The sequence below is a fragment of the Paenibacillus sp. NPDC101420 genome, from assembly GCF_050277435.1.
In the GTDB taxonomy this organism is placed as follows: domain Bacteria; phylum Bacillota; class Bacilli; order Paenibacillales; family Paenibacillaceae; genus Paenibacillus_AQ.
This window is the reverse complement of the sequence record NZ_JBNNSE010000007.1, coordinates 1-13,431: the sequence shown is the minus strand read 5'-3', so window position 1 is coordinate 13,431 and position 13,431 is coordinate 1. Positions and strand designations below refer to the sequence as shown.

The window sequence follows — 13,431 nt, the reverse complement described above, 5'->3', positions numbered from 1 at the left end:
CCAAATGGTGTCGTGTCAAGATTCCTATTCCTTCCATTAACAGTTCCTTTACTTTTCTGATTAAGATTCGATATCTCAATGAGGATGATATTTTTATGCCACAATGTTTTGTTAGATTCAATCCATGAAGGATATTCGCAATATTCGTGCGGAATCCAAGCTAACACTTGCAGAGAGGAGTTGAAAAGAGTTTGTAGATATCTATCGCTGATGAAATGATCTATTAAATTTTAGAAAAAGGAGATAAAACTATGAAACTAAAAAAATGGATTACCCCTGTTCTTACTTTTTCTCTGCTATCGATGTCGTTCACTACAGGCTCTGCTAGTGCAGCAACTTCCGGAGCATACAGCCTAAAGTTCAATGATGCCCAATATACTACTAAAACTTTGACGGTAGACGGCCGATCAGTCACTTACCGAGCTTATGAGAATATTGTCTACGTTAAGAATCCAGTAGATACTAATTATGAAATCATGAACGTTTATGTCCCTGAGGATTATTTCCAAGGTAAATCGATCGGAAGCTATACCGCCGATACAGCACCTATCTTTTTCCCGAACCAGGTCGGCGGGTACATGCCTGCTCAGCCAGGTAGTACTGAGTCGAGCAAAGGCATGGGTATGGGAGCGGGTCCGCAAGGCGCTGCTCAAAAAACAGATAAGGATTCCGAAATTACTACAGAAGCGAATGCGAAAACTGATTCGAGTAAGCCCGAAGCGGAAACCGGTTTAAATAGTCCTGCAGTTGGCACAAACGTAACTGCAGGACCTGCCTCCTCAGGGTCACCTAACGCTATAGCAGTTGCCTTGTCAAAAGGGTATGTAGTCGCATCCCCTGGTGCTCGCGGTAGAACTACACAAGATGACAATGGCACATACACTGGCAAGGCACCAGCAGCGATTGTGGATTTGAAGGCAGCTGTCCGCTACCTTCGCTATAATGACGATATCATGCCAGGCGATGCCGAGAAAATCATTTCGAACGGTACAAGCGCAGGTGGAGCGCTCTCTACACTGTTAGGTGCGACTGGCAATAATGCGGAATATGAGCCTTATTTGGAGGCTATTGGTGCAGCCGACGAGCGTGATGACGTTTTTGCTGTTTCGGCTTACACGCCAATTACGAATCTAGACAACGCAGATGCAGCCTATGAATGGCAATTCAACGATATTATCTCTTATGAAAAGCTGGATTTCTCCGGAAATACGGATTTTAACATGGAGAGAAAGATGGTTGAAGGAACATTAACGGAAGATCAGATTAAAATATCAGACGAACTGAAAGCAATGTTCCCAACTTACGTAAATAGCCTAGAGCTAACAAAAGCCGATGGAACGGCATTAACAATGAATGCAGATGGCAATGGTCCCTTTAAAGATTACATCAAATCCTTGGTCATCGCTTCAGCGCAAAAAGCGCTAAAAGCAGGTTCAGATCTGTCTGATAAAACATGGATTACAATAGAAAATGGAACCGTCACTGATATCGATTATGATCAATACCTCGCCTACTTGGGCAGAATGAAGCTGCCTGGAGCCTTTGACGGTTTAGACCTGAGCAATGGCGAAAACGAACTGTTTGGCACATCGAACGTCACTGCCCAGCATTTTACCCAGTTCGGTTTGGATAATGATACGGCCGGCGGAACGCTTGCTGCCCAGAATCTAGTGAAAATGATGAATCCGATGAACTATATCAGTACTGAGGGAACAACCACTACAAGTAATTGGCGGATTCGGATGGGTACCAAAGATAGTGATACCTCTCTCGCTGTTTCTACTATATTGGCTACGGAGCTGGAGAATAAAGGCTTAAATGTAGACTTTGCGATGGCTTGGGATATTCCACACAGCGGAGATTACGATCTGGACGAGCTTTTTGCTTGGGCGGACAAGGTTAGTGCTACATCACCAAAAGCATCCGCAACTGCCACTCCTTCCAAGTCATCAGTGATGGTGAATGGGAACAAGATATCTGTAGATGCGTACACTATTGACGGCAGCAACTATTTTAAACTGCGGGATATAGCTATGGCTGTAAACAACACTACAAAACAGTTTGAAGTGACCTCAGATGCGAAGACAAATGCTTTAAACATTACATCTAACAAAGCGTACACCCCGACTGGCATTGAACTTTCAACATCCGGAAATACTAATTCGAAAACAGGTGTTACGACATCCACTAAGATAACTTTAAACGGTCAAGAGATTTCAGTAACAGGCTATAATATCGGCGGAAATGAGTATTATAAGCTCCGGGATATAGCAAAATCCCTTGATTTTAATTTAGTATGGAATGCCGCAACGCACACCATAAATATGGATACTTCTAATGTATATATTTCTGAATAAAGCATTCTTGGTTAAGAGAGGCCGATCATCCAATCGGTCTCTTTCCATTCTGCTTGAGTCTTCCTTGCTCCGTATAGACATTTTACTTACAATAAGGTCCATGATATCGGAATAAAGGTGGTAGCTATGCAAGGAAAAGTGAAAATACTAATTTGTGATGACAATATTGCTGTACATGAGAGCATATCTGCTTATTTACTTGCAGAACATATGGAATATGAATCGGTATACAATGGTGAAGAAGTGCTTAGAAAGTTAGAGGATCAGCATTTTGATCTCGTCATACTGGACATTATGCTACCCGGGCTTTTTGGGACAGAGGTGTGCCGTAAGATTCGAACAACTAGTAACGTCCCGATTATTATGCTAAGCGCAAAAGGTGAAGAAACTGACCGCATATTGGGGTTGGAAATTGGGGCAGACGACTATATAACGAAGCCGTTCTCCCCTCGGGAGGTTGTCACACGAGTAAGAACCATTTTGAAACGGATCCATTATACCTTTCCAACTGAAGATGCAATCCTGACCCTAGGTGAAATGAAAATTGATCGCAATGCTTTTGAAATCCATATCAAGGGAAACCGAATGGACTTTACACCTAAAGAAATTGAATTGATGATCTATTTTACAACCAATAGGAACAAAGTGCTTTCAAGAGAACAAATCCTCAATAAGGTCTGGGGATATGATTATTTTGGCGATACTAGAGCGGTTGATAATCTCATTAAGAGAATGAGAAAAAAACTACCCGAAGAAGATTTGGGGTTTGAAATCAAGTCCGTTTATGGGATGGGCTATAAAATGGAGTCTTCTAAATGAAAAGAGTAACTTCCAACAAAAAAGTAATTTATTTGGCCATCCTTTTCTGCTTTATTTTAGGGCAAATCGGGGGAACCTTGATTATAAAACAGCTTTTTTTGAATTATAAATTAAAAGATATGCTACCTCAGGCAACCTCTATAGCTGCTGAAATCGCACAAAACGAGAAGAATATTAGGGGTTTTAGACCCTACCTTATGAAGGTGTATGATTTGGAGGGAAATGACCTTTCACCTGGAGACGAGAGTAAGCAGCAATTTTTCAATGTTACATCGGAAGAATTCAAAGATGCCCTTATAGATTATATTCCAGAAGTAATTAAAGCGAATAAATTTGCTGCGATTAAAAATATTAGCGGGTTTCCGAGTAAATCCATTGTCGTGGGTGCACCCGTTATTCAGAATGAGCAAGCGGTCGGAGTTGTCTTTTTATTAGAGCCGGGTAGTGAATTTCAAGCCGTATTGAATGGGTTCTATTACGTTTTTACCGGCACCCTACTATTAGGCACGCTAATAATCGGCTTTTTTATCTCTTCTTATCTTAAAGAAATGAAACAGCTTGAAAAAACTCGCCGGGATTATATCGCTAATATTAGCCATGAACTGAAATCTCCTATTGCCTCCATCAGAGCTTTAACAGAGACATTGGCAGATGGAATGATTAAAGACGAAGAAAAAACCAATAAATATTATGGCATTATTTTATCCGAATGTGCACGTCTGCAACGTTTGATTTATGATGTGTTGGAATTATCAAGAATGCAAAATAAAAGAGATACCTGGGATAAAGAAAAAATAGATACGCAGGAATTAGTGGCGCTTATAGAGTCTAAATACTCTTTCTTGTCTGATGAGATGGGCATTGTATTTGAGATTACAGAGAACGCTAGAAATCTGCCTGCTGTTCTTTCTAATAAAGATAAAGTATTTCAGCTGGTCAATATTTTAATGGATAACGCCATGAAATATGTAGGAGAAGATGGAAGAATAACTTTTGATGCTGAAGTACATTCAAGGGTTGTAACTGTACTGATATCTGATAATGGACCCGGTATTGCGAAAGATCACCTCCCTTATATCTTTGAAAGATTTTACAAGAGCGAGCAGTCACATAATGAAAAAGGAAGCGGTCTGGGGCTCGCAATTGCGGAAGAAATTGTGAATGGTCTAGGTGAAAAAATATCGGTTACAAGTAAACCGGGAAAGGGAACGATCTTTCAATTTACCCTTAAACGCTATAAATAGAGACACACAAATAGTTATCCAGTGGATTATATCCGATTGCATTTATATCTACAGGGGGGCTAACCGTTCCTCGAATAACGGTTGCACCTGTTACAACATTGAGGTAATACCAAACGAAAGGTCTTCCTGCAAATTGAATCATTGTTGTATTACATCTTAAGGGATTATTTGTAGTATCATGGCTAAAGTTCTGATTGGCTACAGTTGCATTATTGCTGATTTGAGACTTCGTAACGGTTAAGGTCAGTTTTCTTGGCCCTTTGACATTGTAAATCCACTTGGCTGCGAAAAAGTAGTTGGTGGACAAGTAGCATCCGAATCTGTAACCGTCTTATAAACGAAATAACTTCCCGAAACGGTAATCGGAAAACTATAAACTCCATTGACATTCGTTAGCGTAGAAACACAGGTCCACTCGAATTACTATATAGAACAACATTAACATTCGGAATCCAAGGTTCACCAGGATTAAACTGCCCATTATGATTTAAATCATTACGCAAATGACTATTAGTGGGTGAGGGCTAACGCACAATCTGGGAAATTGTACTCTACTCTAAAACAAAGGCATCGAATCTGTGGATTCGATGCCTTTGTTTTAACTTGTTAGAAATCGTTACTTTTTTCTTAAGCATAATCAAATCTTCTTAAGTTTAGTAAAGCGGCAACACATCTTGTGCAAGCCCTAAAAAAAGATCTCCAGATTGTTCAAAAAAGGTGTCAGGCAAATGATAGTAAGCATCTCCCATAGATACGACTTTTAATTCAGGAATGATATACATGCCCATATAGGTTCCGTCCTTGAGGTTGAACTTTAACTGATACGATTTTCCTTGGGATTGCGCCTCTGCAATAGCCTCGTATTCTTTATTACTTAAATCAGCTGTTTTTGCGCTGTACAGCCCATCAATGATAGACTCCACAGAAGCATGATCTGTCATTTTCTTTAACACGTCATTTCCCACATGATTAAGAACATGGATATCTTTTGCATGCTCTTTTAGATTAGACATATCCAGATATTCCTTAGCGGCCATCGTAGAATCGTTAGTCTTCGCCACGATTTCTGCCAAATAATAATGCTCCTCAACTTTAACAGCGATGCGGAATTGGGATGGGTACGTCGGAATTTCATATAACTTACCTCCAACAGCGAACGTAGACGAGAAATCCTTTTCTACAACTTCTCCTCCATCGTTCTTCCCGATCTCTTGGTTAATATCAAAATCTATGGTTCCAAGTGATTTTTCAGGCTTCATTCCTGTGAACTTAAACTGAGCACCATCACTTACAAATGCATAACGAAATCCGTTGTAATTTAAAATTTTCCGAACTCCGGTAGGAGCTGAAACTGGCGTTTGCTTCGAGATTTGTGGTGAATTCGTTAATGATGTCTTTAGAGGAGATGTATAAATGGCCACTCCTAACACAAGTGCAGCACAAGCAGCCATGGTTCCCCACTTCGCATATGTTCTCTTATTAGTACGCCTGGCTGTGTTGGCCTTTTCCACCAGATTGCCGTCTACATAACCAATAGTCTTAAATAGATCTTTATTATTCATAGGATATAGCCCTCTTTCATAAGGTATAATTGGAGTTTTTTTCGTGTTCTAAAAAGAATCGATTTCGTTTTACTTTCACTTATTGAGAATCGAGTTGCGATATCAGCCAAAGAATCGGAATACCAGTAACGTCTCAGAAAAATATTCCGATGATCTTCATTAATCTTCAGCAGAAAATTGCTTATAGATTCAGCGATTTGTTCTTCCTCATATTGACTTTCGACATTGTCTGGAGAGGATAAACAATCATTTAATTCATCAAGAATCGTATCGAATGTTTTATTCCGCTTTTTGGCCATGTAATAATCGTGTTTATTTAACGCGATATTTCGTGTGATCCTCCCCAAAAAAGATGAGAGCTTAGCAGGCGTCTTCGGCGGTATCGTTTCCCACGCTCCTAGAAAGGTATCGTTCACGCATTCTTCCGAATCTTCAAAATTAGACAGAATGTTATGAGCAATCTTGGTACAATAATTTCTATATTTTTTGGATGTTTCTTCTATTGCTGTTTCATTGCGGGCAAAGTACAGCTGTATGATTTCACTATCGTCCACTCCATCACTTCCGTTCAGTTTGATTAAGGCCTCACTTATAAAGTAAGAAAAGAAGGGTTTTGGTTGCAAAAAAGTTTTTTTCTTATGTACTAGTGCGGGAAATCATTTTATGTCTTCATAAGCTTCGACATTCAATGCCAATAATATGACGTGTGATCTTATCCTTTTGATTCCTATGAAAAAAGCCGGTGTACCCTATAAAGGGCAACACCGGCCAATATATTAAAAGTAGAAACTATAGAGGAATTGCTGCAGCTTCATGATAGAAGCATAGACGCTCCGCGATTTCGTGAACTGACCTTTTTTTTGTTCAAATCATGCTATTCAGCCACAAACCGTTTATTGTTTAAATCCAATTTGTAAAAGATATCTTTTGCATCTGCTTCTTGTGTACCTGCTCCAACTGGTGGATGGACTACTAAGATATTATTTTCGACACTCGGTAAAGGCTCAGCTTCTGAATAAAGAAGTGTTTTCGAGACTTGATCCTTCTTTACGATTTCTAATGGGAATACATCTTCATTTTGCTTATCAATCGCGAAAATATATCCTTCCACGCCATGACCTGTTTGATATTGAGGAGTAAGGATGTAAACCTCAGCTTCTTTAAAACTCAGCTTCTCAAAAGATATTTTTTTGCTGGATGGTCGGAAAAACAAGTAATTGGGTAGTTCCATTAAGACTTTGTCCTGATCTCCCTGTCTGTAGATAATAGAGTAATTACTCTGAAACGTCTGATCACCCTCTTGTCCCATCGTGCTCGATACGACCAAATGCCCAAGTTCTTCTCTACCTTTGGCTATCATCAATAATGTTCCCTTTTCCGTTTGCTGTTCCGCCCGAATTGATTTATCCTCATTTACTGCGTCAATTACAATAGAATCCATGAGATCGTTTTTTGGAAATAAGCTAACCACTGATGGTTTTTGTTCCTGAGTAGATGAGTTGATTTGTTGATGGTTACAGGCAACGAGTAAACTAAATGCTAAAACCGATGATGCTACTTGCAAAATAAGCTTGTTAATTGTAACCCTCTCACTTTCATTTACAGCTGGGTACAACTACTCCCGAATTACAGTCCAGTCTGTATTCATAATTGTTTTATAAACCAGGGCTTAATTAATGGTATTACCACGGCTGGTTGCATAGCTTTTGTATGATCCATTTGGCTTCCCGTTAGCACTTCAACATCCCAACCTAAATCACACAGCTTCGTCGAATTCATCTTTAATATCCCAGCAATATCAACGGTAACATTTCCAAAATTCTCACCATATACGATAGTATCATTTTCTCCTGCAAAAGCTAATTTTGGAAGACTAAGTAAATGGTGAATACTACGATCATCAAAAGCTGTGAGGCTCTCGTATAAGGCAACAAATTGAGCTGTTACACGGGTATCCATTGATACTTTGATGTTGTCCCAGTCTATCTCATTAGGATTCTCTGTTTCAATGGAGCTTTTTTCAGCTACCTCATTTTGATTATTCAAAGCTTGGGTATGTGTTTTTTGAGTTACAATCAGCATCTCTTGATAGGGACCATTATATGGCGGAAAACCTCCCATGACCAAGCTTTCCAGACGATTTGTTCTGATAGCCAATTGTAGTCCAATTAAAGCTAGCCAGGAATAACCGTAGTAGCTAAAGCTCTTAACGTTCATTTCATCAGCAATGAGGAGCAGATCCTTCACAATATGGTCTACGGTTAAGTTGTCCACTGGATGTTGAAAGAGATGACCTTCATAATCAAAATAAAGCACTTGAAACGTATCCGCGAGACCTTCAACAAAATGTTTACCTAATTCAGGATCTACGCCCCATAGCTTTAGATTTTCTGCCTCCTGATTGTACACGGATTTTTTAGCGATAGGTAACATAATGGTTGGACGATCTGATCCTCCTGTCAATCCTACTTCTATTGCTGAATGGTTGGTTAATCGTATGATTTTTTTCAAACAATCCTCTCCTTACTGTTTTATAAAAATATCATATAACATTCATGCAATCTTTCGGTTTATCTCATACTAAGCCTTGATATATCTAATTAAATTAGATTTAATGTTGTTGTAGCACTTGAAGGTTTAACTTTAATGTTCTGGAGTGATGAAGATTATGGGAGATAATTATACACCAACAATGATAGCTAAGAAATTAAATGTAAGTACCACTACATTAAGAAGATATGAAGATCAAGGCTTAGTTCCCGAAGTCCCAAGGACTCCTAGCAATCGCCGGTGTTATACAGACATTCATGTCCAAGCTTTTATTACGATTCGGGAACTTTTACAAGGATATGAGATTCCAGTTGTGTACGATGTGATGAGAAAGATTAAAGCTCGGCAAATTGAGGATGCACTTTGGTCAATCAATCAGGAACAGCATAATACACAAACGGAAAAGCATAGGTTAGAGGATGTGTTACGCATGTTCCGAAATGCAGATTTATCAAAATACAACGATTTAGAGGTCACAAATGCAATGACTATTGGTGAAGTTGCACAAATGGCAGGCGTTAAGCCTTCAGCCATTCGACATTGGGAACAAGAAGGCCTTATTACTTCTAACAGAAACAAAGACAACGGCTATAGGGTCTATACTATAACGGAATTAAGAAAGATTATACTGATCAGCAGTTTAAGGAAAACCGTGTATTATATCGAGAATATGAAACAACTCCTGAATGAAATAGAGACACAAAACTATAAAAAAGTAGAAATGTCATTCGAGCTTGCGTTACAAAAATTAAACAGTCAATTAATGAAGCAGTTTTTAGGGATTGCTGAGCTTATGAAATATGTGAAATACTATTAAACTTGATAACTTGATATCAACAAGCAATCTTCCCAAAAAGAAGAAAACTTAACTCAAATACCAGTGCACCTGAATACCCCTTCTTTCGGCAAGAAGTCCTTACAGCAATAAACATATTCTGGCTCAGAATTCGATCGAATGCATAGATTTTTTGGAACATAATTAATCCTTCTTAAAATCATTTATAAGAACACAAAAAACTCCTCCCTTAAGGGACGGAGTTGATTTCGCGTTACCACCCTGATGGGTGTATTCATGAATACACCCTCTCTTTTATCGTCTAATAACGATGCTTCCTTGTAAACGGCAGAATCCCGGAACTATTTAGACAGCCGCTAGTTTATTGAACTAACGTTCCCCGTTAGTTCAATCCTTTGTACGCTATTCCGTCAATCATCATAAGACAATCTGAATCAATGAACTCTGTTGTGGATGTCATTCTTGCAGGGAATTTGTCCTTCTCAAAATACTCGCAAAAAACTTGTTCCATTTCGGGTAAGTCCTTAATATTTTTGAGGTAAACATTAACTTTCACAACGTTTTCAAGTGGTACATCGAGTTGATTGAGTGTGTCTTTTAAGTGTGAAAAAGTATTGTGAATCTGCTCGGTAAAGGTTACTCCAAAACCTCTATGTAATCCTAGAAATACATAATCTCCAGCCTCAACAGCAGACGAATAGCTAAACGGCGTTGAAATTCGATTTATCATTTCCATGAGCCCCCTATGTAATAAGTTCACTCTTTCACAATAGAACAATTGTTCCTATTTGTAAATATTTCCTTTTAATAGAATTCCACGCTTTCCTGCCCTTTAGCTTAATAAAAACAAGGAACACTGTCGAGGCAAACTGTTCCTTGTTTCGTTCAACTATAGTTCCCCGTTAGTTCAATCGTTGGATATGCCAAGGTTCTGTCCCCCATACGGATTTTTTGGCAACATACATTACCTTTTCATCCTTATAAATAAAAATATCTTCTGGAAAATCCTTATATAAATCAAACAGGTGCATAGGTAAAATAGCAGCATCAAATGCCCAAAGTCCCTCTTTATTGCCTGACACTATTGCCTCCCAAGGAACTCCATCCATAACTTCATTTGTGAAAAATACTCCAGTTTGTTTAAACTCCTCAGAGAACTTTGTAATAATCCTCCAAATCAAGGATTGATGCTGGCTTCGTAATAGTCCTGTTCTCCAATCGAGTTCTATCTCTTCCGTCCAAAGCAAGATACTAATTTCCAGATATGATTCTTTTAATTCTTCAATAACTTCAGGTGTTAAACCTACTACATATGGCCGTAAATGGAGTTGGAACCCGTTATTGTCATACAATTGAGGCGCAGCGCCGCCACCAACGTACATGAAACCATTTTCCGAGACTTTCCATTCCAGCTCGTCGTTGAAGTATTTAGAATCAAGTTCTAGCGAGTTTATTACTTCTGAAAAGAGCCTGATAACATCTTGGAAATTGAGATGATCACACTTTATATAAGTTTGGATATGAGAATATTCGGGCATGAAAACACACCTTTTGGGCTCAATTTTTAATCCTATTATACTCTATTTCGTTTGGCTTGCCTTCGCGCTAATCTGCCCGTTAGTTGAACAAATAAAAAACGACTGCCGAAGCAACCGCTATTCCACTATGGTGTCTCGTAAGTTTAATTCCTACCTCTTCGGGCGAACAAAGGAGTCGTCAGGCTTCGAAGCGTGAATGAAGTTCGTAACTTTTCAAATAGCATTCAAATAAAGTCTATCATTTCATATTAATACCACAATTTTTCAAATGATTTATTATGTCTTCATATGAATGATCGTCCCAAATAATAAGATAATATTTTTCCCTATTTAATTTCTGTAATGCACCGAGTCGATGATTACCGTCATGTAATCTAAAACTCCCATTTCCATTTTCTGCAATCAACGGAGGCATGTCCCATCCAGATTCTAATCTACTGCAAATTTGATCAATGTTATAGTTCCACCATTTAATTTCCTCTACATATTCCAAATGTTCTTCTGGTCCAACTACTCTTTCTAGATATTTTATGTCAATTTCAATAGGTCCTAGCCAATATCGTTTTTTCTTTTTTAAGTCTTCTGACATGACTATATTGTCGCCTTCTCCATTTAAAAAAAGATGAACCCACGTTTCAATATCATTGGCCAGAGCATATTCATTAGCAGCGCTTAATGTAAAAGCATTCATCTGTCTTCCCCCCACCTTCAGTTCAAACTTCTATTGTGCTAATGATTATGCAATATAATCCTAATAAATGGAAGGTTGGTTTGAATTTAAACCGTTCTTTACTGCTCAATATTCATGCGGAGGTATCAGTCTACCACCACGCAATCCTGCCCGTTAGTTTAATAAAAAAGAGCAGGATACGAAGCACCTACTCATCATTGTGTGTTATTGAACTAACGTTTCCCGTTAGTTGAGAAAATAATCATCCTTCAATTTTAGTTACATTAACCCCGTCTAATTTTACATCAAGTGTTATAACAACTGGACCTTCTGGTGGGTTATGAGGACCTACTTACGAAAAGACCATAATTGTTTTTGCGAAAATTTGTGAATGGAGTTTTTGTTTTTCATCCATGTATTTCCTTTCACTATTAAAATATAAACAGCTATGGCAAAATAAATTGCGCTCCAAATCCAGTCTGAGAGGGTTATTAAATGATGCTCATATAAGTAGTTGATGTACCAGATCCCCACCGGTAAATGTACAATAATTGCGGAGACTAATCCTGGATTATACATGCTTTTTGCTCTTATATTAATGACGACTCCATGGAAAATGATTTGGAAAAAGCCCATTAAAACAGGTGCCATCCCCAGCCATACTACTGACGGGAAGAATACAGGGAGCAAGTAGAACACATAGGCGATGACCACATTAATAATCATTGCCGACTGTTTATTTAATGGATAGTTGTTAGGGGATTCACTTTTAAACAGGGCTATATTGAATATGCCTGGAAAGTACCCTGGCCAGCGGTATTCCTCAAACTGATGAAGAAGGATCGCCACAAAGCTTAACCATAATATGCTGTTTATCCGCGGTATTGTTTCCCAGTTCATTAGAAGATAAATGCATATAACAATGCCAATGAATAGTCCTATATCCTGCCAATATTTTCTCAAAAAATTCATTTAATCACCTCAATCTGAGTTTATTAATGAAAGTATCTTGCAAAGAGCAAGTCAATCTGTTCCTCTATAGGTGCAATCTTCACGGAAGCTCCTGTTTCTAGAATAGGACTCATAAGTGCTGGTAGAAAAAGCGCTCCAAAAATCTGCATCGTCATGGTCATCAGGTGCTCTGGCTGCTGTTCATCGGTTAACTCTCTTAAAGTATTTTGTATCTTAGGAAACCCCAATAGATTCAAAAATGATCCATATTCATGCTGCGAGGAGAAAACGGTATTGCCCATCAGGATGATTCTGGAGAGCAATTCGGGATATTGACGGATCACTTGCAAATAATCTAGTAAAAATTGCCTCAATCTATCCCGTGAGGATATAGAGAAATCGTCAAGTATGGCAAAGGTATGCTGAAAGCTGTTCAATATCAATTTGATGGACTCGCTAAACAAGTTTTCTTTGGACCCAAAGTAATAGTTAACTAGAGCGACATTCGTGTTTGAGGCTTCTGCAATTTTTTTTATAGTGATCCTTTCAAAGCCTTCTTGTTTGGTCAACTCCAGTGTGGCACGCATAATCTTCTCTTTTGTTTCCAACTTTTTGTCTGTCTCCATAGGCAACCTCCAAGTATATTTACCCTGATTTAAACAACATTTTAAATAGCATTTAAAATAACGTTTAAACTTAGTATAGCAATATTTTTCCTTTTTGCAACTTTTATTTATCCGGAATCAAACCAAGTCTCAAAGTCTCATTGTGACTATCCTGCCCGTTCGTATTATGAGATCAACCAGTTCTTTCTGGTTGATCCTTTTTTCATTTGCATAGAGGATTAAGGTAGCCTGGTCGAACGTACCTGCCCGTGGGACTTGATCCCGAGAGCTATAATGTTCACCCCTACTTGTCATGACCATGATTGAGGCTGGTTGGGA

Annotated in this window: 14 protein-coding genes; 4 read left to right on the top strand and 10 right to left on the bottom strand. The window is 38.6% G+C overall.

The window, feature by feature from the left end; genetic code table 11:
• Positions 1-251 precede the first annotated feature (251 nt).
• The 3 genes from ACQKMP_RS24570 to ACQKMP_RS24560 all read left to right on the top strand — a co-directional run bounded on the left by ACQKMP_RS24570 (position 252) and on the right by ACQKMP_RS24560 (position 4,420).
• Positions 252-2,357 (top strand): subtype B tannase, encoded by a 2,106-nt coding sequence (locus ACQKMP_RS24570; protein ID WP_427471525.1) that lies wholly within the window; start codon positions 252-254, stop codon positions 2,355-2,357.
• Positions 2,358-2,483: 126 nt separating this feature from the next.
• Positions 2,484-3,176, top strand: coding sequence for a response regulator transcription factor (locus ACQKMP_RS24565; RefSeq protein ID WP_339803995.1), 693 nt, complete (start codon positions 2,484-2,486; stop codon positions 3,174-3,176).
• Positions 3,173-4,420 carry a sensor histidine kinase gene (locus ACQKMP_RS24560; RefSeq protein WP_427471523.1) on the top strand — a complete coding sequence of 416 codons (1,248 nt, stop codon included), beginning with the start codon at positions 3,173-3,175 and terminating at the stop codon, positions 4,418-4,420. Before ACQKMP_RS24565 ends, ACQKMP_RS24560 begins: the two co-directional genes overlap by 4 nt.
• Here ACQKMP_RS24560 and ACQKMP_RS24555 read toward each other — a convergent pair.
• From ACQKMP_RS24555 to ACQKMP_RS24535, 5 genes are all read right to left on the bottom strand, one after another.
• A complete protein-coding gene (locus tag ACQKMP_RS24555; RefSeq protein ID WP_427471522.1) occupies positions 4,404-4,727 on the bottom strand; it encodes a hypothetical protein in 324 nt (107 codons plus the stop codon). The genes ACQKMP_RS24560 and ACQKMP_RS24555 overlap by 17 nt on opposite strands.
• Before the next feature lie 346 nt (positions 4,728-5,073).
• Positions 5,074-5,982, bottom strand: coding sequence for a hypothetical protein (locus ACQKMP_RS24550; RefSeq protein ID WP_427471520.1), 909 nt, complete (start codon positions 5,980-5,982; stop codon positions 5,074-5,076).
• A complete protein-coding gene (locus ACQKMP_RS24545; protein WP_427471518.1) occupies positions 5,979-6,536 on the bottom strand; it encodes an RNA polymerase sigma factor in 558 nt (185 codons plus the stop codon). The genes ACQKMP_RS24550 and ACQKMP_RS24545 overlap by 4 nt, the downstream gene beginning before the upstream one ends.
• A gap of 320 nt (positions 6,537-6,856) precedes the next feature.
• A complete protein-coding gene (locus tag ACQKMP_RS24540; protein ID WP_156113111.1) occupies positions 6,857-7,597 on the bottom strand; it encodes a hypothetical protein in 741 nt (246 codons plus the stop codon).
• A 29-nt stretch (positions 7,598-7,626) separates the two neighbouring features.
• Positions 7,627-8,493, bottom strand: coding sequence for an alpha/beta fold hydrolase (locus tag ACQKMP_RS24535; protein WP_427471516.1), 867 nt, complete (start codon positions 8,491-8,493; stop codon positions 7,627-7,629).
• 157 nt (positions 8,494-8,650) lie between these two features.
• Here ACQKMP_RS24535 and ACQKMP_RS24530 point away from each other — a divergent pair, with 157 nt between their 5' ends.
• Positions 8,651-9,349 (top strand): MerR family DNA-binding transcriptional regulator, encoded by a 699-nt coding sequence (locus ACQKMP_RS24530; RefSeq protein WP_427471514.1) that lies wholly within the window; start codon positions 8,651-8,653, stop codon positions 9,347-9,349.
• Between the two features lie 361 nt (positions 9,350-9,710).
• On the opposite strand, the gene ACQKMP_RS24525 is transcribed toward ACQKMP_RS24530, so the two are convergent.
• The 5 genes from ACQKMP_RS24525 to ACQKMP_RS24505 form a co-directional block, all read right to left on the bottom strand.
• A complete protein-coding gene (locus tag ACQKMP_RS24525; RefSeq protein ID WP_379424293.1) occupies positions 9,711-10,058 on the bottom strand; it encodes a RidA family protein in 348 nt (115 codons plus the stop codon).
• A 172-nt stretch (positions 10,059-10,230) separates the two neighbouring features.
• The gene (locus tag ACQKMP_RS24520; protein ID WP_427471512.1) at positions 10,231-10,866 is read right to left on the bottom strand and encodes a hypothetical protein; all 636 of its coding nucleotides are present in this window, start codon (positions 10,864-10,866) and stop codon (positions 10,231-10,233) included.
• A 238-nt stretch (positions 10,867-11,104) separates the two neighbouring features.
• Positions 11,105-11,557 (bottom strand): hypothetical protein, encoded by a 453-nt coding sequence (locus ACQKMP_RS24515; RefSeq protein ID WP_427471510.1) that lies wholly within the window; start codon positions 11,555-11,557, stop codon positions 11,105-11,107.
• A gap of 327 nt (positions 11,558-11,884) precedes the next feature.
• Positions 11,885-12,508, bottom strand: a complete 624-nt coding sequence (locus ACQKMP_RS24510; RefSeq protein WP_341125183.1) for an HXXEE domain-containing protein — start codon at positions 12,506-12,508, stop codon at positions 11,885-11,887.
• 23 nt (positions 12,509-12,531) lie between these two features.
• Entirely contained in the window at positions 12,532-13,113 is a 582-nt protein-coding gene (locus ACQKMP_RS24505) for a TetR/AcrR family transcriptional regulator (RefSeq protein ID WP_042188238.1), read from the bottom strand.
• Positions 13,114-13,431: the final 318 nt, after the last annotated feature.